This is a genomic window from Spongiactinospora rosea (genome assembly GCF_003315795.1).
Taxonomy (GTDB): domain Bacteria; phylum Actinomycetota; class Actinomycetes; order Streptosporangiales; family Streptosporangiaceae; genus Spongiactinospora; species Spongiactinospora rosea.
This window is the reverse complement of record NZ_QMEY01000001.1, coordinates 288,706-308,959: the sequence shown is the minus strand read 5'-3', so window position 1 is coordinate 308,959 and position 20,254 is coordinate 288,706. Positions and strand designations below refer to the sequence as shown.

Annotated in this window: 15 protein-coding genes and 1 CRISPR repeat array; of the genes, 10 read left to right on the top strand and 5 right to left on the bottom strand. The window is 70.3% G+C overall.

Annotated elements, in window-relative coordinates:
- Nucleotides 1-156: 156 nt before the first annotated feature.
- Nucleotides 157-2,565, bottom strand: a complete 2,409-nt coding sequence (locus DP939_RS01440; RefSeq protein WP_113977913.1) for a sigma-70 family RNA polymerase sigma factor — start codon at nt 2,563-2,565, stop codon at nt 157-159.
- A gap of 177 nt (nt 2,566-2,742) precedes the next feature.
- On the opposite strand from DP939_RS01440, the gene pyrE reads away from it, so the two are divergent.
- Nucleotides 2,743-3,294, top strand: a complete 552-nt coding sequence (pyrE, locus tag DP939_RS01435) for an orotate phosphoribosyltransferase (RefSeq protein ID WP_113977911.1) — start codon at nt 2,743-2,745, stop codon at nt 3,292-3,294.
- Here pyrE and DP939_RS01430 read toward each other — a convergent pair.
- Both DP939_RS01430 and DP939_RS01425 read right to left on the bottom strand, forming a co-directional pair.
- Nucleotides 3,272-3,694, bottom strand: coding sequence for a hypothetical protein (locus DP939_RS01430; protein ID WP_147267811.1), 423 nt, complete (start codon nt 3,692-3,694; stop codon nt 3,272-3,274). The genes pyrE and DP939_RS01430 overlap by 23 nt on opposite strands.
- A 37-nt stretch (nt 3,695-3,731) precedes the next feature.
- Nucleotides 3,732-4,454: a DedA family protein gene (locus DP939_RS01425; RefSeq protein ID WP_113977907.1), complete on the bottom strand. Its 723-nt coding sequence runs from the start codon at nt 4,452-4,454 to the stop codon at nt 3,732-3,734.
- Between the two features lie 238 nt (nt 4,455-4,692).
- Here DP939_RS01425 and fbaA point away from each other — a divergent pair, with 238 nt between their 5' ends.
- Both fbaA and DP939_RS45935 read left to right on the top strand, forming a co-directional pair.
- Complete coding sequence (fbaA, locus tag DP939_RS01420; protein WP_113977904.1) at nt 4,693-5,715, top strand: class II fructose-bisphosphate aldolase; 1,023 nt, start codon at nt 4,693-4,695, stop codon at nt 5,713-5,715.
- A gap of 537 nt (nt 5,716-6,252) precedes the next feature.
- Entirely contained in the window at nt 6,253-7,581 is a 1,329-nt protein-coding gene (locus DP939_RS45935) for a hypothetical protein (RefSeq protein ID WP_158578425.1), read from the top strand.
- Between the two features lie 764 nt (nt 7,582-8,345).
- Here DP939_RS45935 and DP939_RS01410 read toward each other — a convergent pair.
- Nucleotides 8,346-9,656 carry a dicarboxylate/amino acid:cation symporter gene (locus DP939_RS01410; RefSeq protein ID WP_113977901.1) on the bottom strand — a complete coding sequence of 437 codons (1,311 nt, stop codon included), beginning with the start codon at nt 9,654-9,656 and terminating at the stop codon, nt 8,346-8,348.
- A gap of 1,937 nt (nt 9,657-11,593) precedes the next feature.
- Nucleotides 11,594-11,866: a CRISPR direct-repeat array (repeat unit 29 nt; unit sequence CGGTCCATCCCCACACGCGTGGGGAGCAC).
- Between the two features lie 985 nt (nt 11,867-12,851).
- Between DP939_RS01410 and DP939_RS01405 the strand changes: the two genes are divergently transcribed.
- The 6 genes from DP939_RS01405 to DP939_RS01385 all read left to right on the top strand — a co-directional run bounded on the left by DP939_RS01405 (nt 12,852) and on the right by DP939_RS01385 (nt 19,018).
- Entirely contained in the window at nt 12,852-13,985 is a 1,134-nt protein-coding gene (locus tag DP939_RS01405; protein WP_113977898.1) for a class I SAM-dependent methyltransferase, read from the top strand.
- The gene (locus DP939_RS45930; protein WP_158578424.1) at nt 13,982-15,871 is read left to right on the top strand and encodes a glycosyltransferase; all 1,890 of its coding nucleotides are present in this window, start codon (nt 13,982-13,984) and stop codon (nt 15,869-15,871) included. The genes DP939_RS01405 and DP939_RS45930 overlap by 4 nt, the downstream gene beginning before the upstream one ends.
- Nucleotides 15,868-17,451, top strand: a complete 1,584-nt coding sequence (locus DP939_RS01400) for a glycosyltransferase (RefSeq protein ID WP_158578423.1) — start codon at nt 15,868-15,870, stop codon at nt 17,449-17,451. The genes DP939_RS45930 and DP939_RS01400 overlap by 4 nt, the downstream gene beginning before the upstream one ends.
- A 48-nt stretch (nt 17,452-17,499) precedes the next feature.
- A complete protein-coding gene (locus DP939_RS01395; protein WP_113977893.1) occupies nt 17,500-18,369 on the top strand; it encodes an RpnC/YadD family protein in 870 nt (289 codons plus the stop codon).
- A 73-nt stretch (nt 18,370-18,442) separates the two neighbouring features.
- A complete protein-coding gene (locus DP939_RS01390; protein ID WP_113977890.1) occupies nt 18,443-18,700 on the top strand; it encodes a hypothetical protein in 258 nt (85 codons plus the stop codon).
- 42 nt (nt 18,701-18,742) lie between these two features.
- Nucleotides 18,743-19,018, top strand: coding sequence for a hypothetical protein (locus tag DP939_RS01385; RefSeq protein ID WP_199564898.1), 276 nt, complete (start codon nt 18,743-18,745; stop codon nt 19,016-19,018).
- Here DP939_RS01385 and DP939_RS01380 read toward each other — a convergent pair.
- Nucleotides 19,015-19,689 (bottom strand): polysaccharide deacetylase family protein, encoded by a 675-nt coding sequence (locus tag DP939_RS01380; RefSeq protein ID WP_158578422.1) that lies wholly within the window; start codon nt 19,687-19,689, stop codon nt 19,015-19,017. The two genes, DP939_RS01385 and DP939_RS01380, sit on opposite strands and share 4 nt — an antisense overlap.
- Before the next feature lie 103 nt (nt 19,690-19,792).
- Between DP939_RS01380 and DP939_RS01375 the strand changes: the two genes are divergently transcribed.
- Nucleotides 19,793-20,212: a DUF3151 domain-containing protein gene (locus DP939_RS01375; protein ID WP_113977883.1), complete on the top strand. Its 420-nt coding sequence runs from the start codon at nt 19,793-19,795 to the stop codon at nt 20,210-20,212.
- Nucleotides 20,213-20,254: the final 42 nt, after the last annotated feature.

Genomic DNA, 20,254 nt, shown 5'->3' with positions numbered 1-20,254 from the left:
TGCTCGAAGCCCCGGCAGCCGTCAGTCGGCCCATCTCCAGGTTAGTGAAGCCACCGATCGCGCGAGGGTGAATCCCGACGATTCAGCCCGCGCCCGACCTTATGCGAGGGCGTTCACGCCGACCGTACCAGTTTGTCCTGATATTGGAACCCGCTATCAGGAGCGGGCATGAACCCCCACCACCGCCACTCCGAAAAGGACCACATCCTTACCGGTGGAAATGCGCAACACCGGATGCTCGCCCAGCACCGGACGGTAAGTATCGATATCCAGACCGAAAGTGTTCTTCCACCCTTCGGCGCCATTGGCCGACCCGTCGAAGGCGTTGTCCGCCTCCCGCAGACCGCCCTCCGGCCGCAGCGGGCCGCCGCCCAGCGTCACCTTCTCCCCGTCGAGCCCCGGGTCGCCCTCCCAGGTGACGAGGTCGATCCTGGCCGGGACCGCCGCGGGCGTCAGCCCGGCGAGCGGCATCCGCAGCCCGTCGTGCCGCCCGTCCACCACGGTCGCGGTGTCCAGCACCACCACCTGGCTGTACGGCCGGCGCGGATCGGTCGCCGCCACCACCAGGCTCCAGCCCGCGTGCCGGGAGACCCCCTCGCGCAGCCGGGCGTCCGCCACCCACCATGTCCCCTCCGGATCGTCGCCCATCAGCCGGGTCACCTCGGCGAACGCCTGATAGCCCGAACCGGCGGGCATCGTCCGGTCGATCACGTCCGTGGCCCGCACCCTCGTGTACCGCTTCGCGCCCGGCGGCCTGACCTTGACGGTCGTGCCGGACGCCTTCGCCCGCCCGCCGCCCGACCAGTACAGGCCCGCCCAGACCACCTCACCGCCCGGCGGCAGGGTCAGCTTCGCCGCGCTGGAACTCTTGGTGGACTTGTCGTCGTCGGCGTCCACCGGGGCCATCGTCCACAGGTCGTTGTCGGCCCGGCCGCCGGTGCCGCGCCGCGCCGCCGTACAGCCCTTGGTCGTGGCCGGGCAGCTCAGCAGCGTGTTGCCGACCGCCTTGGCGGTCACCCGGCCGTCGGTCGCGAACCTGGCCGCGGCCCCCGCCGCGCTCACCCCCGAGGCCGCGCGGGCGGCCACCCGCTGCCTGCCCGACGCCACGTGTACGGCGGGCCCCAGGCCCGCGGGAGCCTCCCTGGCGACCTGGACGCGCATGAAGACCGACGTCATCCGGCCGGGGGCCAGCGGGCCCCGGGTGCAGCGGGCGCCCCGCGCGGCCGGGCGGCAGGACCAGCCGTCCACCGTGCCGACCGGACGCACGGCGGAAACGGCCATCGGGCGGGTGCCGCCGCTCGCCGCGGGCAGCATGGTCACCCCCGCGGGCAGCTCCACCACGGCCACCAGCTCGTCGCTCGCGCGCACGCCGTCGTTGCGCAGCCGGATGCCGACGATGCCCGGATGGGCGGGCACCAGCGCGCCCACCGGCGCGATGCTCGCCACCAGCCTGGCCCGCGCCGGGACGGGCTTCGGGACCACCGGCCGCACGGGGGGCGCGGGTGTGGGAGCGGGGGTGGGACGGCGGGCGCGGGTGTGCGACGGCTCCGGCCGGGGGGCCGGCGGCTCGGTCACCGGGACCGACCGTTTCGGCGAGATCATCGGGACCGCGTCGGCCGGGCCGGGGGCGGCGACCGGGCGGGCCCCGGCCAGCAGGTGGTAGCCGGTGACGATGACGACGGTGGCGGCGGCCGTACCGGCCAGGACGAGCAACTGCCGCCGCGGGACCCGGCGCACCCGCCCGAGCAGCGCCCCGGCCGCGCCGCCGCCCGCCGCACCGCCCGCCTTGCCCAGCGCGGCCACGTATCCCATCAGGGCGGGCCCGGCCACCAGCGGCCCGACGACCAGGCGCATCCCCTCGTTGACGTCGTTCAGCTCGATGAAGATCGCGTGGCACTCGGCGCAGCTCGCGACGTGCTCGTCCACGATGCGGCTCTCCCGCTTGGGCAGGCCGCCGCGCACGTACGCGCCCATCTTCGCGACCACCGGACGGCAGCCCTGGCGGGGCAGATCGCCCAGGTGCATCTGGAGATACGCCTGCCGCAGGCCCTCCCTGGCGCGGTAGGCGAGCGCCGCCACCGCGTTGGGGGTCAGGCCGAGCAGCGGGGCCAGGTCGGCGGCCCGCGCGTTCTCCACCTCGGTATGCCACAGCACCATGCGCCATCGGTCGGGCAGCGACATGAACGCCCTGGCCACCAGCGACCGCTCCAGCCCCGTCAGCGCCGGGTCCACGAACGGCACGCCGGGGTCGTGGGCCTCCATGTCGTCGGTGGGGACCTGTCTGCTCTGGCCGCGCGAGCGGTCGTAGACCGTACGGCGGAGCGCGGTCAGCAGGTAGGGCCGCAGCGCTATCTCCGGGCCGCCGCCCCTGCGCACCAGATCCAGGATCTTGGCGAACGTCTCCGCGACGACGTCATCGGCCTCTGCCGGGCTGGACACGAGCTGCTTGGCCAGGCACCGCGCCGCCGACACGTGCCGTTGGTACAGGACGCCGAAGGCCGCGGCCTTGCCGGTGCGCACCGACTCAAGCAGCTCGGCATCACTTTGACGGGATTCCGCACTCATTGTTACCTCGTAACTACGGAGGGTTGCCCGCCAAATGATTCCGCATACGGCGACGTGCCTAAACCGATGAACGGCCTTTACCCGGCACGGCCCTGCTCATGGCGGGCTCATGCCGGGCTGGTGTCACGCTGATGCCGTGCTCATGGCGTGCTCACGGCTCTACTAGGCTCTTGTGCCATGAGCGATCGCGAGGAGCTTCTTGCCGAGATCCGGGCCAAGGGCGTCGTGCACGGCAAGGTCGTGCTCAGCTCGGGCCAGGAGGCCGACTTCTATGTTGACCTGCGCAGGGTGACCCTCGACGGGCAGAGCGCGCCGCTGGTCGGCCGGGTGATGCTGGAGCGGACGTCCGACCTCGACTACGACGCCGTTGGCGGGCTCACGCTGGGGGCCGACCCGGTGGCGACCGCGATGCTGCACGCGGCGGCGGCGCAGGGGCGGCGGCTCGACGCGTTCGTGGTCCGCAAGGAGGGCAAGGCGCACGGGTTGCAGCGCAGGATCGAAGGGCCCGACGTCACCGGCCGGCGGGTGCTGGCCGTGGAGGACACCTCGACCACGGGCGGGTCCGTGCTCACCGCGGTGGAGGCGCTGCGCGAGGCCGGGGCCGAGGTCGTGGGGGTGGCCACGATCGTGGACCGGGGCGCGGGCGACGCCATCATGGCGCGGGGCCTGCCGTACCGGACCGCGTACACGCTCGCCGACCTGGGGCTCAGCCCTTCCGCTCGGCGATGAACGCCTGCCGCTCGCCGGGTTCGCCCGGCGGGCGCGGCACGCCGTTCACCTCGACCCTGAGCGCCGACGCGTCGGCGAGCACCACGTCCAGCTTCGGCTCGGTGAAGGACGCCTGCTCGCCCCTGAGCAGCTCGCGGTCGAGCAGCACGTCACCGCCGGGCACGCGGACGAAGACCGTCCCGCAGCGGTCGGCGCGGCACTCGATGTAGACGGTGGGCGTCGCCGCCGGGCTGGTGGTGACCGTGCTGGGGGCAGGGACCGGGCGGGGCTGCGGGGGGCGCGGCTCGGGGGCGTTCAGCGCGCGGACCCCGAGTACGACCAGCGCGGCCACGACGAGACACCCGAGCACGGCGAGGGCCACCCGGGCGACGCCGATCCGGCCAGACCTGTGGCGTCCCACTCTTCGGAGGGTAGCCGCCGCTTGTGTAGAGCGGGTGTTACCAGGGCTCGTGGCGGCTGGGCTCGTCGGGCGCCTGCGCGGCGGCCTGGGGGCGGTGGTGCTTGCCCGCCGGGTACGCCGCCGCCTTGGCCTCCTTGCGACCCTTCAGGATCTCGCGCAGGATCGGGATGACCGACAGCACGATGATCACCGCCGCACCGGGCAGGATGTAGCGGTCGACGTTGGGGATGCGGTCGCCGATCAGGTAGCCGAAGATCAGCAGTCCGTCGGTCCAGATCACGCCGCCCAGGATGTTCCACAGCAGGAACTGGCCGCGGCTCATGCCGAGCATCCCCGCGACCGGGTTGAGGAACGTGCGGACGATCGGGATGAACCTCGCCAGCACCACCGCGCGGGCCGGGCCGAACTTGCCGAAGTAGTGCCTGGCCTTCTCCACGTATTCCTGCTTGAAGAGCCGTGAATCCGGGCGTGAGAAAAGCCGCGGACCGGTCTTCGCGCCGATGAGATGGCCGAGCTGCGCGCCCGCGATCGCGCACAGCGGCGCGCCCACCAGCAGCACCGGCAGCGGGAACGGCTCGTCCAGGCCGACGCTCGCGGCCACCTTCGCCGACGCGCCGATGCCCGCCACGACCAGCAGCGAGTCACCGGGCAGGAAGAAGCCGATCAGCAGCCCCGTCTCGGCGAAAATGATGGCGAGAATGCCGATCAGCCCGAAGGTGACGATCCACCACTCGGCGTCGAGCAGATTCGTGAGGTTCATCAGGGATGGAGCCTACCGGTCCGCCAGGCTCGGTAAGGGAAATCACGCGACACGCCACGGGTTTGTCCACAGGGAGGAAGGGGAGAGGGAGAGGTCGTCCAGGTTGTCCACAGGGGTGGGGTCCACCTACCCGGGAGGGTCGCTGACCCGCGATACTGGCCAGGCGGGCACAACAGCCGCACTCTCCGTGGCCTGCCCGCCGACAAGCCGTAAACCGCCGTCTCCAGGGAGATGACCGATGCCTATCGCAACGCCCGAGGTCTACGCCGAGATGCTCGACCGGGCCAAGGCGGGCGGATTCGCCTACCCGGCGATCAATGTGACCTCGTCGCAGACCCTCAACGCCGCGCTGCGCGGTTTCGCGGAGGCCGAGAGTGACGGCATCGTCCAGGTCTCCACCGGCGGCGCGGAGTTCCTGTCCGGCTCGACCGTCAAGGACATGGTCACCGGCGCGGTCGCGCTGGCCGAGTACGCCCGCGTGGTCGCCGCCAAGTACCCGGTGACGGTGGCCCTGCACACCGACCACTGCCCGAAGAACAAGCTCGACGGCTTCATGCGCCCGCTGGTCGACATCTCCGTCGAGCGCGTCGCCAAGGGCCAGGACCCGCTGTTCCAGTCCCACATGTGGGACGGCTCGGCCGTCCCGCTGGACGAAAACCTGCAGATCGCCGCCGAGCTGCTGGAGAAGTGCGCCGCCGCCCGGATCATCATGGAGATGGAGATCGGCGTCGTCGGCGGTGAGGAGGACGGCGTCGTCGGCGAGATCAACGAGAAGCTCTACACCACCGCCGAAGACGCCCTGGCCACCGCCGAGTCGGTCGGCGTCGGCGACCGCGGCCGCTACATGCTGGCCGCCACCTTCGGCAACGTCCACGGCGTCTACAAGCCGGGGCACGTCAAGCTGCGCCCGAGCGTGCTGAAGGAGATCCAGGACGCGGTGGGGGCCAAGTACGGCAAGGACAAGCCGTTCGACCTGGTCTTCCACGGCGGGTCGGGCTCGCTGCTGAGCGAGATCCACGAGGCGATCTCCTACGGCGTGGTGAAGATGAACATCGACACCGACACCCAGTACGCGTTCACCCGGCCGATCGCCGACCACATGTTCAAGAACTACGACGGCGTGCTGAAGGTCGACGGCGAGGTCGGCAACAAGAAGGCCTACGACCCGCGCTCGTACGGCAAGGCGGCCGAGGCCGCGATGGCCGCGCGGGTGGTCGAGGCGTGCCAGAACCTCAAGTCGGCCGGCACCAAGCTCTCCTGACCGCGCCGAGGAGTCCTCACGCCGCGGGGCGGCGGGCAGGGGGTTCGGGCCCTCTTCCGCCGCCCCAAGCTTTCAGAAAAGCCGAAGCGGGCGTTCGGCGACTGCATCCTCGGTAGCGTTTCCCACGTTGTAAAACGATGAGGAAGAGCACGGAGCTGTAGACGTTGGCACCACCGCGCACGATCCGCCACCAGGAGACCCACGAGCACACACCTGAACACGACGGCCGCGTGGCACGGTCGCCGCGGAGGGCGCGGCGGCGGGAAGTGATGGCGGGCCGCCATGTCTGAACCGCAGCCGCCACATCGCCGCACACCCCCGCCGCACTGGCCACCCCCACAGGGCGGGCCACCGCGTGGACGACCACCGCAGGGTCCACCTCCCGGCCCTCCCTACCGGCCTCCGGGGATGCCGCCTGGACCACCACCGGGCATGCCACCTGGGCCACCGCCGGGCATGCCGCCTGGGCATCACCGGCCGCCGCGTCCGCCAGGTCCACCCGGTCCGCCCGGTCCGCCGCAGGGCCGGAAGACCGGCGTGCTCATCGCGGTAGGGCTCGCCGCGGTACTGCTCATCGGCGTCGTCGCCGTGGGCGCCTTCGGGCTGCTGTCCGATCCGGGCCAGGGCACCGCGGCCCCCACCGCGAGCGACGACACTGACACCGCGTCTGATCCCGGCAAGGAAAGGGAGAGCGAGTCCCGCCCGGAAGGGACCGCCAAGGTGGACCTCACCGCCTTCAAGGGCGAGCACATCTGCTCCGCCCTGACGCCCGCGACGCTGGACAAGCTCGTCCCCGAGGGGGAAGAGAACCCGAGCGACGCCAATTTCGGCGACCAGAAGGACGCCAAGTGCGAATGGAAGTCCGGCGAGCAGGCCGGGAAGACCGAGCGCAACCGTACCCTCACCGTGGCCCTGACCTCGTTCACCGGCCCGCAGGACAACGCTGAGCGCAAGCTCGCCAGGGAGCGGGAGAACGCCGAGCTGAGGGCCAAGAGCGGCAGCGACGCCGGCTACGCCTACGACGAGCTGAAAGACCTGCCGGGCATCGGCGAGGCCGCGTTCGGCACCACCTACCGCTCCCCCGAGCCCGACCGGCTCATGACCGGCGCCGACCTCACCTTCCGCGTCCCCGGCGGCGTGGTGATCGTCGAGTACCGCGGCTTCGACCGGGCGGCCGGACTGTACGGCAAGCGCTCGGCCATCTCCCCCCAGACCGTCATGGACGGCGCCCAGACCGTGGCGAAAGAGATCATCGCCGCCCTGGAGAAGAAGCCCGGCGACGCGGGCCCGATCGGACGGCTCACCGGAAAGATCCGCGGCCAGGACCTGTGCAAGGTCGTGGCCAAGCAGACGGTCGACCAACTCACCCCCAACGCCTCCGTCAACGCCAAGAACTGGAGCACCTCCAACCGCGCCCACGGCACGATCAGGTCGGTCCACTGCGCCTGGGCGAGCCACCCGGACGCGTCCCCGGGCGCGACGTACCGGCTCAGCCGCCTGACCATCGAGGTGAACACCTACGAACGCGAGCCGGGCGAGGCGTTCGCAAGGGAACGCAAGACGGCCCAGTACCGGGCGACCACCAAGAATGGCCTGAGCCGCAGCGGACCCGTCCGCGAGATCCCCGGCCTCGCCGAGGGCGCCTTCTCCCAGGTCACCGAGGTCAAAATGGGCAGCCAGCACTCCCGCGGCGGCCAGGTGTGGTTCCTCACGGGCGACCGGATCGTCCGCGTCGAGTACGCCGGTTCCAAAACGACGACCAGCCTCTCCACCGACGTCACCGCCAAGCCTCTGGACGAACAGGTCGTCTCCGACGCCGCCAGAAAGGTCGCCCAAAGCCTCCCGGCCCACATCGCCGGCAATTGAGCACGGCCCCCCTTCACCGTGGCGGCGGCGGTGAGCCCCGGCTCGGCCAAGCGATCCAATACGCCCCGAACCCGGATCGACGCGGGTCTCCACCACACACCCCTCCCGGCCAGACCACATCCCCGGCCTTCGCCCGGAGACCGTGATGGGGCAGCCTGCCGTACCACGCCGGATCAGCGAACATACTGTGGCCCCGCCCGCGCTTCGAGGTGATGGCGTCCCGGTCTGCCACTCCGGCTGTGGGGAAAGCCCGCCACGATCCTTCGAGGTCGCAGCCGGGGCCACAACGGTCGGCCCTTCACAGCCGACGGCGGCGCCCAACGGTCCGCTGCGGGCCACCAGGCTCACCGGACACGTACTTCACCAGCCAAGACCCACCATGGCCGCATCCCCGCCCTTCGACCTGTAGGCCCTGATAGGTCAGCCTGCCGTACCGCGCCGGGTCGGTGAACGTACGGCTCCGCCTGTCCCTGAGGTCGCAGGGGGCCACCAGGCTCACCGGACACGTACCTCACCAGCCAAGACCCACCATGGCCGCATCCCCGCCCTTCGGCCAGTGGGCAGGGATGGGACTGGCGGGCGAAGGCGACCGAACCCCGGCGCACGCCGCGTTCAGGTCACCTGCTCACCCACCACGATCAACGAGGTTCGGCGGGGTTCAGCCGACCGGTGCTGGCCGATCGGTGAACGTACCGTGGCCCCGCCTGCGCCTTGAGGTCGCGGGTGGGGCCACGGTGTGCCGGTTCATCAGGTGGGTGCTGAGGTCAGGCCGGGGCGGGCTCGGGGCCGGGGGTCGGGCCCGCGGCGGGGCGGACCGAGGTGGGCGCCTCGTCCAGGGGCTGCGGCGGGGCGTTGAGTACGGCCTCGTCGAGGCGGCCCTCGGAGCGGGCGACCAGTACCGGTACGACCATCTGTCCCGCGACGTTGGTCGCGGTACGGATCATGTCGAGGATCGGGTCGATCGCCAGCAGCAGGCCGACGCCCTCCAGGGGCAGGCCCACCGTGCTCAGCGTCAGCGTGAGCATCACGATCGCGCCGGTCAGTCCGGCGGTCGCGGCCGAGCCGATCACCGAGACGAACGCGATCAGCAGGTAGTGGCCGACGTTGAGCGGAACGTTGTACACCTGAGCCACGAAGATCGCCGCCAGCGCCGGGTAGATCGCGGCGCAGCCGTCCATCTTGGTGGTCGCGCCGAACGGCACCGCGAAGGCGGCGTAGTCGCGGTCCACGCCCAGGCGGTCGGTGGTGACCCGCTGGGTGAGCGGCATGGTGCCGACCGAGGAACGGGAGGCGAAGGCCAGTTCCAGCGCGGGCCAGGCGTTGCGGTAGAAGGTGAGCGGGTTGACCTTGCCGACGAAGGACAGCAGCAGCGGGTAGCTGACCACGAGTACCAGCGCGCAGCCGATGTAGACGCCCGCGCTAAACTTGGCGAGCGGGGCGAGCAGGTCCCAGCCGTAGGTGGCCACGGACTTGCCGATCAGACCGGCGGTGCCGATCGGGGCCAGCCTGATGACCCACCAGAGGGCCTTTTGCACCAGTTCGAGTACGGACCGGCTGAAGCCGATGAACGGCTCGGCCTTGTCGCCGATCGCCAGCGCGGCCGCACCGAGGACGACTCCCAGGAAGACGATCTGGAGGACGTTGAGCTCGGTGAACGCGGTGACGACGTTGGTCGGGATGATGCCGGTCAGGAAGTCCAGCCAGGTTCCGGCGTCCTCCTGGTCAATGGCCTTGGCCCCGGCGGTGGAGATGTTGATGCCCTGGCCGGGGTTGATGATCAATCCGAGGGCCAGGCCGAAGACCACCGCGATGAGTGAGGTGATCAGGAACCACATCAGCGTCCTGCTCGCCAGCCTGGCGGCCCCGCTGACGTTGCGCAGATTCGCCACGCTGACCACGACCGCGGTGAAGACCAGCGGCGGAACGGCGAGCTTGAGGAGCTGGATGAAGATCGAACCGACTTCGGTCAGGGTGGTGGTGAGCCATTCGACTTCACCGGCGCGGGCCACGAAACCTAGCGCGACGCCTATCACCAGACCGAGCAGCAACTGGAGTGAGAAGGAGATTTTCTTCATGAACGCGACTCCGGCAGGACAGCATGCTCACGCTGAGGTGGGCATGTGGGAGGGAGGGTAAGGGAGTGGGATTGCGTTCAGGGACAGAGCTGGCTGTTCAGACGGCACAGATCCACGTGCAGGCGATGCACGAGCCGTACGACCACCGGGAAGTACCTCACGAGGCGATCAAACCTCCTCAACAGATAGGACATTCCGGTATCTTCTGTGATCCCTATCACGTTCCTCGGTGAGAGAAAACCCTTACAGGGTGTTTCCCCACTTAAGCGGACATACAGACCGCCATGTCCCCGGGCTCTTCCCTTGCCTGAGCCGCGGGCACAGCCCGTCTCGGACTGGCGAGGAAGCCTCCCGGGGCCCATGTCGGCGTCCACGGGGCCGCGTGGCCCTGAGATCTTCGCGACAGTGCCGTATGTGGGACCCATCGTGGATCTCGCAACCGAAGTCCGATGTACCCCACTCGGCGGAACGCCTCAGCGCTACCGGTTCATCCCTACATAAATGCGGAGCGCCCAGCAGCCATCTCCACGCGTGCGGGGAATGCGAGGAGCCCCCTGAGCCTCGCGCATGGCCCCGGTTCATCCCTACCCACGTGAGGCCCCCTCCGCGCCGCGAGTCTCCGCCACCCCCCCGCGTATGGGATCGCCCGTACTCCCCATTCCCGTCACCGATGCGGATCTCGGGTCCACCCCATGTATAGGGACCACCGGGCCTCCGCCCACCCGGACTGCGTCGGCGGCCGTTCATCCCTACATGTGCGGGGACCAGAGAGGACAGAGCCCGTAGATCCAGGCGGTCAGGATCACCCCACGCGCATAGGAGCACGCCGGCGAGTCCCCAAGTCGGACCTAGCCAACGGTCCATGTCCACGATTATGGGCAGCGCGATGATCTCCATGATCTCCATGATCTCCATGATCTCCATAGGCCAGCCCCGGCGGCGTCGAGCACCCGAGAGGAAATCGTCATGAGGGTGGTAGCGGTTAACCCCACGCGTGCGGCGAGTACACCGCGCTGGCTGCCATGGCCACGGCCAGTCGCGGTTCGCTCCTAAGCGTGAGTGGATCATGTGGCCATCGCCGGGCCAGTTCAGCGCTGCGAACGGTCCACCCCACAGGTGTGGAAAGCAGGATCGCGGCCTTTTCGATACACCCGGATGTCGGCGATCAGGACCTCGGTCTGCGGTCCACCCCCTCACGTACGGGGAGCACCGCTGAGATAGTACGAACGCGTTACGGGATCCGGTCCACCGCACTCATATGGGAGCTCGCCAAACGCGCCGATATGGGTGATCGCCGCTGCTCTACCCCACGCGTGTGGGGAGCACACTGCCGCTCAAGAGCCGCCCCTGGTCCCCCACGTGTGTGGGAGAGCGTGGGCGGCATGGGGATGGCCCCAAGAGGTGTGTCGGTCATCCACACGTGTGTAGGGATCAGGAGGCCGCCGAGCAGAGGCTCCGCGACGTGCATGGCCCTGTGGGTGGGAATCAGTTCTTTTCCTCGGCGAGGTCGCCATTGCGTTCTGGTCCACCCCCACCTGCGTGGGAATCACACCGGGCTACGCAATGATGATCGTCTAGCCCTCGGTTAACCCCACGCGTGCGTGTGGGGGGCCTCGGGGGATAGACGCCGCGGCCCGCACACACAGCGGTCCACCGCCGGGAGGAGACAGTGAAGGAGCGGCACAAGCTCCCTGCACATGGTCTAGCGACAGGTGTGTAGGAAGTACATCGGACCCCGCGCGTATCGCAGAGAAACCGGAAATCCGCCCCTACGCGGGTAGGGAGCACGCATGCCGTGAGCATGCCCCGGACCTCAGCTGGCCCCCCACGTGTGGGGAGCACGCCAGGTTCTTGTGGCCTTCGACCTTGTAGTCCGGCCCATCCCCACACACGCGTGGGGAGCACTCCTTCAGCGCGGCCCGGTAGTCCCCAGCCTCCGGTCCATCCCCACACGCGTGGGGAGCACAAAGGCAGCAAACAGCGGATCATCCGGTTCAGCGGTCCATCCCCACACGCGTGGGGAGCACGCCGTGGGCGACCGCGAGGCAGGTAAGGAGGACGGTCCATCCCCACACGCGTGGGGAGCACTCCATATCGACGCCCCGAGCCTGGGCGGTGTCCGGTCCATCCCCACACGCGTGGGGAGCACACGTGACGATCACCGGACCGCACGGCCGTATGCGGTCCATCCCCACACGCGTGGGGAGCACCCTTCGTGAGCGGCAAGGATACAGCCGACCTGCGGTGTTGTGATGTCGGGGTTTGTCGGTGATCCACTTCTATGGATTCTGCCCCTGGCGGGGGCGTTACCGGTGGATCGGGTGGTGTGAGTGACGGGCTGGGGGCGCTAGCGTCGGGCGGAGCCCGACATGGGGAAGAACAGGCCGAGCGTCAGCGAGGACCTTTGCGCGCGGTAGCGCGACGGCTGGCGAAGCGCCGCCTTCCGCCGGAGGCGGGCCCTTGGCGCGCAGCGCGGCCTTTTCGCCGGAGGCGGTTCTTCGGCGCGGAGCGCGACTCCCGCCGGAGGCGGACTACCTGCGCGAAGCGCACCACCCGCCGAGGGCGTCCCCTGGCGCGCAGCGCGGCCTTTTCGCCGGAGGCGGTTCTTCGGCGCGGAGCGCGACTCCCGCCGGAGGCGGACTACCTGCGCGAAGCGCACCCCCGCCGAAGGCGACCCCGCCGCGCGGAGCGCGACTCCCGCCGGAGGCGTCCCCCGGCGCGCAGCGCGGCCTTTCGCCGGAGGCGGGGCCCTCAGCGCGGGGCGCATTATCTCGCCGGAGGTGGGGGCTTGGTGCCGGGTGGGCGGGTGGTGTGGCTGCGGGTGTGTGGTGGGGGCCGGACGGATATGTGACGCCTGTTGTGGGTGCCGGGGCAAGGCTCGTCGGATTGGCCGGCGGGGGTTCCGGTACGCCGTGGTGATCGGGTCCTACAGGCCCCGGACATCCTGGTCAAGGGCGGGACTACAGGGTCTCGCCGGCTGCCGCTGAACTGTATTCCGGTCGCCGGATCGAGGGTTTCGGGCACGCCAGTGACCGAATCGCCGCCGCACCCCCTCTCCCCCGCCGTGGCCTGGGCAAGGGCCGTGCCTGGGGTGACGAACCACGACCACCGTGGCAGTCGAGGATCAGGTAGCTCTCAGCTAACTCTTAGTAGAGATGCCCTGTCCTTCCGTTTTACATCTCATATCCTCTCTGAGTGGAAAGGCTACGTTTACCCGCACCGACCACCCGGCGGCTGCTGATCATTTCCGCCCTGACCGGCGGTGTTGTGATCGTGGGCCTGGTATTACTGTCGGCGTCCGGGACCGTGGAGTGGACCGATGCGGTCCAGCTCGCCCTGACCACTGCCGGGCTCGCCGGGCTGGCCGTCGCCGTGCTCCTCGTACGGCGGGCCGACGGCAAGGCGCTGCGCATCGACCAGCGGGTGAAGCGGAACGAGGCGGCCCTCGCGCAGCTTCGGGACAGCGTCCGCGCGCTCGCCGTACAGCTCAAGGAGACCTCGGCCGGGCAGCAGGCCGGGGTGAACACGGTCGTGGCCGCGCTCGGGGAGGACCGTGCGGAGCTGGCCGGGCAGACCGAGTTGCTGAAGCGGCAGGCCAAGGCCCTCGACGCGCAGCGGAGTACGGTCGATGCGGGGCTGGCCGAGGTGAAGCGGTCGATCGAGGGCGTGGACCGGGCGGTCCGTGACCAGGTCGTCAGGGCGTTGCGGGCGCGCACGGAGTACAACCAGGTCGAGGCCATGATCGACCTGCGCGCGATGCTCCAGCCGCGGGCCCCCATGCCCCGGCTGCGCGGGTGGGCGGCCTCGCCCGACGTGATCCGGCTTCTGGTGGAACGGATCGCGGCCGACCGGCCCAAGCTGGTCATCGAGTGCGGCAGCGGCTCGTCCTCGATCTGGCTGGGGTACGCGATCGAGCGGTTCGGCGGCGGCCGGATCGTCGCGCTGGAGCACGAGGAGCGGTTCGCGCGGGCGTCCCAGGATCTGGTGGCGGCGCACGGGCTCGACTCGATCGTCGAGGTGAGGCACGCGCCGCTTACCGACTGGCAGGGGCAGCCGTGGTACGACACCACCGCGCTGGACGACCTCAGCGACGCCGGTCTGGTCTTCGTGGACGGCCCGCCGGAGCAGACCGGCCCGCAGGCCCGGTACCCGGCGGTGCCGCTGCTGCTGCCGCACTGCGCGCCGGACGCGTGGATCGTGCTCGACGACACCGTACGCGCCGACGAGCAGCAGATCGCCGAACGCTGGCTGCGCGAATACCCCGAACTCACGGCCACGTCCTACGCCGCGGAGAAAGGCGCGATGCTGTTCCGGCGGAGCACATCGTGATCCCGGGCGGGATCGTCGGGGCGGGGACCAAGGTCGTCGCCGCGGTTTCGGGTGTCCATGATGCCGGTGACGTCCTAGCCGAATTGCTGCCCAAGGCGGCGATCTCGTGGGCCGACGCGGACGACCTCGCGGACTCCCCGTGGACGATCCGCGCGCCCGAAGCCGTCGTCGTCCTCGCCCGCACCCCCACCGACCTACGGCGGATCGTCTCGCTGCGGGACGTGCTCCCGGCCGTCAAGCGCGTCGTGGTGGCCATCGCCGCGACGCCGTCGTGGTACGACGCGCCGCACGTCGCGCTGGCGCGCGGTGTCGGCCAGCGCCTGGTGCGCGAGGTCCACATCACCCGGTACGGCGCGTCCGGCTGGCTGGTCGCCACCCGGCTCGGCAAGGAGACCCCCGCCGGCGACATCGTGACCGCCGTCGCGGCCGGGGGGACGGGGTTCCACCTGACGGCGTACCCGCTGCCCGCCGCCGGGCTCGGCGAGCCGGGGCTGGCCGACTGGCGGCCCGGCGACCCGGACGTCACCGTCGGGGGCGAGCCGGAACCGTCCGGCATCTCCTCCAGTGACCTGGCCGTTCGCGCGCCGCAGAGCGCATGGCCCGACGATCGCGTACCGGCCGCCGGACGCGCCTCGTGGCGGGACACCGCATGGACCAAGGCCGGCTCGCCCGGCGGCTACCCGGTGCTGCGCGCGGCGTCCGCGGCCACCCCCGACCACCTGCCGCCCATAGACGAGCGGTCGGTCAACCCGCGCGGCTTCCTGCGCGACCCGTCCAAGGGCATCGCGGACCTGACCGGCCGCACCGGCGCGTGGGGCGTGGCCAGCGAAGGCCAGGAACTGGTCCGCTTCCATGAATCCGGCCTGGTCGCCGACGCCGACGTGGACCGGCTGCGCCCGCTGCGCGGCCTGCGGCTGCACTGGCGTCCCGCGCACACCGGCCCGGTCGCCGCGGCCCGCGTCGTCGCCGGACTGGCGGCGGCCGGGGTACCGCTGGTGTCCACCGGCCCGGCCCCCATCTGGGCGGAACCGCTACTGGGCGCAGAACTCCTGTCGCATCTGGCCACACCCGGCGACATCGCCGACGACCTGCGCAGGGAGGAGCACAGCGTACGTCTGCGCCGCCACGCCCTGCGCGCGCACGGCACCACCGCCCGCTGGCAGGCCCTCGCCGCGGCGGCTGGGAAGCCCATCCCGCCCGACCCGCCGATCTCCGTGGTGCTCTGCACCCGCAGGCCCGATTTCGTGGGCTTCGCGCTCGGCCAGATCGCCGCGCAGCGCGGCGTGGACATCGAGGTCGTACTCGGGCTGCACGGCGTGCCGGAGGAGGCGGTGGCCGGCGCGGTGGCCGATTTCCCGCTGCCGCTGACCGTCGTCACGGCGGACGCGGCCACGCCGTTCGGGGAGATCCTGAACCGCGCGGTGGACCGGGCCTCCGGCACGTACGTCACCAAATGGGACGACGACGACTGGTACGGGCCCGACCACCTCGCCGACCTGGTGCTCGCCCGCCGCTACAGCGGCGCGGACCTGGTCGGGGTGGCCTCGGAGTTCTTCTACCTGGAGCAGATCGACCTCACGATCCGCCGGCGGTGGACCAGCGAGGTGATGGCCGACCACGTGGCGGGCGGGACCTTCCTGATCTCCCGCGAGACGCTACGCGCGCTGGGCGGCTTCCGGCCGGTCCCCCGTTCGGTGGACATCGAACTCTTCCAGGCCCTCCTGCGCGCGGGGGGCTCTATCTATCGCACCCACGGCCTGGGGTTCATGGCCCGCAGGTCGGCCCGGCGACGCCACACCTGGCAGGAGCCGATCGGCTATTTCCTGCACAGAGCCAAGGAACAGTGGCGCGGCTTCCGTCCGAGCACACTCATGGAGCAGGCGTGAACTCCCCTCGCATCCGCCACAACGACTATTCCGTCCTGTCCCCGCCCGAGATCGGCGACTGGCAGCCGTACCTGCCGGTCAGCGTGGTCATCGCGGCCTACGGCCACCAGGACAAACTGGACCTCACGCTGGCCGCGCTCGCGGCCCAGACCTACCCCGCCCACCTGCTCGAAGTGATCGTCGTGGACGACGGCACGGACCCGCCGCTCACCCTCGGCGAGATCCGGCCGGACAACACCCGCCTGCTGCGCACCACCCCGGACTCCCGGGGCCGGTCCAACGCCCGCAACGCGGCGCTGGAGGTCGCCGAGGGCCATGTGATCCACTGGCTGGACGCCGACATGGTCACCCACCACGACGAGGTCGAGGCGCACATGCGCTGGCACCACCTCGCGGACTACCTGGTGGTCATGGGTTACGTCCGGTACGTGGACGAGGAGTGGCCCGCCCCGGCCGAAGTGCACGCCGCCGTGTCCGCGGGGGCCGGGGAGAAGCTGTTCGACCTGGACGCGAGCGAACCCCACCAGTGGATCGTCAACCTGGGCGAACGCACGGACGGCATGCGCACGGCCAAGAACATGGCCTACCGGGTCCACATCACGAACGCGGCCTCGGTCAACGCCCGCCTGCTGCGCGCGGCCGGGCCGCTCTCCACCGAACTCGTGCTCGGCGAGGACACCGAACTCGGCTACCGGCTCGCCCAGCACGGGGCCGCGTTCATCCTGGAGCCGGGGGCGCGGAGCTGGCATCTCGGCAGGTCCATGATGATGCGCGACCGCGAGCAGGTCACCCGGTACAACGCGGTGTTCGTACCGGACCGCGTCCCGCACATGCGCTGGCAGCGCACGCATCCACGGCGGCAGTACCTGGTCCCGTACCTGGACGTGACGGTCGAGGCGGCGGGGGCGACGTACGAGGACATCCGGGCGACGGTGGACGGCGTACTGGCCAGTGACCTGCACGACGTACGGGTCACGCTGACAGGGCCGTGGGCGTCGCTCGCGGAGGACCGGCGCGCGCCGCAGCACAGCCCCAACCTGGACCTGCTGCTCGTCCACGGGCTCTATCGCAACGAGCCGCGGGTGCGGTTCGTGGAGCGGACGCCGAGGTCGGCGGTGCCGGTGCCGTACCGGCTGCTGTGCCCGCCAGGGTGGGTGCCCCGCCCGGACGTACTGCGCCGCCTGCTCGCGGACGCGGCCGAGCACGGCTACGGGCTGGTCAGCATCGCGCTGGACGAGACGGACGTGGTGGTGACGGCCCGCCTGGAGCACACCGGCGCGTTCGCCCGCGCCCGGCTGCTCGCCGCCCCCGGCGAGGCCCTGGACGACGTGGTCGAGGAGGTCGCGGGCACGTACTGGCTGGACGGCGCCACCTGGGGCTTCCAGCGCGCCGCGGAGGCCACCGCCACCAAGCCTGGTACCAGCCCCGCCGGCGGACGCGACCGCGCCGAGACCGCCCGGCTGAAGGCCGACAACGAACGCCTCGCGCTGCGCGTCGCCCAGCTCACCGAGGAACTGGACCGGCTGCGCGCGGAACGCCCGCCGTCCTCCCATGTACGGCGACGTCGCCTATTTCGCTGAAAGCGAACGCCTCTCACGTAAAGTAGTGACCATGTAACGTTCGGCAACATGCCGTCCAAGATTCACGACACGCTCAACGAGCTGTTCCGCGAACGGCCCGAGTTCGCCGTGGAATTGCTTCGCGACCAACTCGGCGTCAAGCTCCCCGACGAATATCCGGTCCAGCTCGTCTCCAGTGACTTCAACGACCGCCCGTCGCGCGACTTCTACGCCGACACGGTCATCACCCTCGGCCACCGCGACGAACAACCCCAGCACGGCATCATCATCGAGATCCAGCTCCAGCCCGATCAGGACAAACGAGACTCCCTGGCCCGCTACGCCGCCGCGCTGTGGCTCCAGTACGACTGCCCCATCACGGTCGCCGTCGTCTGCCCCACCGGCTCCGTCGCCGACTGGGCCGCCGAGCCCGTCGTCACGTCCCTCCGCGACTACACCCTCACCCCGGTGGCCATCGGCCCCAAGCAGATCCCGGCCATCACCGACCCGTCCCAAATCGGCGACAACGGCGAACTCGGCCTCCTCTCCATCGCCGCCCATGGCAACCGCCCCGAGGTCATCAGGGCGGTCCTCAACGGCAGCAACAGCCTCGATCCTCGTCACGCTACGCGATACTATGAACACGCATACGACATGGCCCCGCTGGCCGCCCGGAAACTCATGGAGGAGATCATGAGCTCCACCACCTGGCCCGTGAACACCCCCTTCGCCCGCGAGCACTACGGCAAGGGCCGCGAAGAGGGCGAACTCGCCGGAAAGGCATCGATGCTGCTGGAAATCCTCGCAGAGCGTGGAGTTCCGCTCAGCAAGGCCGACCGCGAACGCATCACCACCTGCACCAACCCCACACTGATGACCATATGGACACGGCGATGCCTCACCATCACCTCCGCCGAAGAACTCTTCGCCGAGAACTGACCGCCCACAACCGCCGGGTCTGACCCACCCGCCCCAGGGCGAGACCCGACTCATCCCCCACACCCGAGGACCCATGACGACCGGATACTGGTCCGAGAACGGCCCCATCGCCCGCGAGCACTACTCCAAGGGCCAAGAACTCGGCAGAGAAGAGGGCAGGCGAGAAGGAAGGGTGTCCATCCTGCTGGAGATACTCGCCAACCGCGGAATCCCACTCAGTGACGCCGACATTAAGTACATCACCTTCTATGGCAACTCCACAAAGATCGACACGTGGGCAGACCGATGCCTCACCGTCGCCTCCGCCGAAGAACTCTTCGCCAAGAACTGACCATCCGCATCCGCCAGCCCCACCCCCACACCGGAGGATCTGATGTTCATCACTCCCAAAGGTTGGCCAGTGAGCAGCCCTTTCGCCCACAAGCATTACAGCAGGGGCTACTACGACGGCTGGGAAGAGGGAAAGTTCGAAGGGAAGGCATCTTTCCTGCTGTACGTACTCGGGCGTCGCGCAGTCCCGCTCAGTGACGCCGACCGCGAACGCATCGCCACCTGTACCGATCCCGCACTAATGAGCATCTGGGCACAGCGGTGCATCAGCATCACCTCTGCCGAAGAACTCTTCGCCGAAGGGCGACCGGTCGGCTAGCGGGTTGTGAGCCAGGTGAGGAAGTCGGCCAGGGTCTTGGGGGCGATGGCGTAGCGGCCGCAAGGGGGGTGGCAGACCTTGTGGAAGACGAAGGTGCCGCCCTTTGTGGCGTGGTGGCGGAGGGTGGCCGGGGTGGTGGTGTCGAGGACGGTGAGGGCGTTGTTGGGGCGGGTGTGGTGGAAGCCGCATTCGCGGGCGAGGCGGTCGGTGGTGGGGTCGGTGGCGTCGTAGGGGTAGGCGAGGGAACGGACGTCGGTGCCGGTCAGGCGGGTCAGGGCGGTGCGGTCGGCGCAGAGTTGGTGGCGGCGGGCCTCCGGGGGGAGGTCGGTGAGGCGGGCGTGGGTGCGGGTGTGGGCGCCGATCTCGTGGCCGGCCGCGGCGAGGCGGCGTACCTGGTCCGCGGTCATGCGTCCCTCGCGGCCCAGCAGGCCGCTCGGGATGTAGAAGGTGGCGGTGAGGCCGTGCCGACGGAGCAGTTCGACCGCCGTCTCCTGGGAGGCGAGCGCGTCGTCGAAGGTCAGCGTCACCGGGAGGTGTCGTCCGGGGGGCGGCGCGGTTCCCAGGGACCGGGAGGCGGGAGTCTCCAGGGTGGCGCAGGCGGTGAGGGTGGCGAGGGTGCAGATCGCCAGGGCCGTGCGGTGGGGCGGGAAGGACGGGCTGGTGAGGGGCATCGGCATCCGGATTGTCGGCGATCTTCCGATAGGGCGAAATATCAGGCTATCTAGGCCCCCTCCCGGTACCCGTTACGCACGCCGTACGGGTAAGACTGTGTGCATGGAGACGCAGAGGGACCTTCTCGCCGGACCGCCGCCGACTCACCTGCCGGACACCCCTGAGGCCAGGGAGGCGCTCGAATCCGGTGCCGCGGCGTCGGATGTCGCCGCACGTTTCCCGGCCTTCTCCGCCGCGTGGGCGGCGCTGGCCGACGAGTACTTCGCCCAGGGGCACGCCGTGACCTCGTACGCGTTCGCGCGTACCGGCTACCACCGGGGCCTGGACCAGCTCCGGCGGGCCGGGTGGAAGGGGCACGGGCCGATCCCGTGGGAGCACGAGCCCAACCGCGGGTTCCTGCGCTGCCTGCACGCGCTGGCCCGGGCCGCCCTGGCGATCGGCGAGAAGGACGAGGCCGAGCGCTGCTCGCAGTTCCTCAAGGATTCGAGCCCGGCCGCCGTGGCCGAACTGAACGGGACCTGACCGGGGCCGAGCAGGTAGAATCCGTATGCAAGAGCCCCTGAC

Coding starts and splice junctions, on each gene's coding strand:
- DP939_RS01395 (WP_113977893.1), top strand. CDS start 17,500: ATGCCGTCCAAGATTCACGACACGCTCAACGAGCTGTTCCGCGAACGG.
- DP939_RS01440 (WP_113977913.1), bottom strand. CDS start 2,565: ATGAGTGCGGAATCCCGTCAAAGTGATGCCGAGCTGCTTGAGTCGGTG.
- DP939_RS01380 (WP_158578422.1), bottom strand. CDS start 19,689: ATGCCCCTCACCAGCCCGTCCTTCCCGCCCCACCGCACGGCCCTGGCG.
- pyrE (WP_113977911.1), top strand. CDS start 2,743: ATGAGCGATCGCGAGGAGCTTCTTGCCGAGATCCGGGCCAAGGGCGTC.
- DP939_RS01385 (WP_199564898.1), top strand. CDS start 18,743: ATGTTCATCACTCCCAAAGGTTGGCCAGTGAGCAGCCCTTTCGCCCAC.
- DP939_RS01375 (WP_113977883.1), top strand. CDS start 19,793: ATGGAGACGCAGAGGGACCTTCTCGCCGGACCGCCGCCGACTCACCTG.
- DP939_RS01410 (WP_113977901.1), bottom strand. CDS start 9,656: ATGAAGAAAATCTCCTTCTCACTCCAGTTGCTGCTCGGTCTGGTGATA.
- fbaA (WP_113977904.1), top strand. CDS start 4,693: ATGCCTATCGCAACGCCCGAGGTCTACGCCGAGATGCTCGACCGGGCC.
- DP939_RS01425 (WP_113977907.1), bottom strand. CDS start 4,454: ATGAACCTCACGAATCTGCTCGACGCCGAGTGGTGGATCGTCACCTTC.
- DP939_RS01390 (WP_113977890.1), top strand. CDS start 18,443: ATGACGACCGGATACTGGTCCGAGAACGGCCCCATCGCCCGCGAGCAC.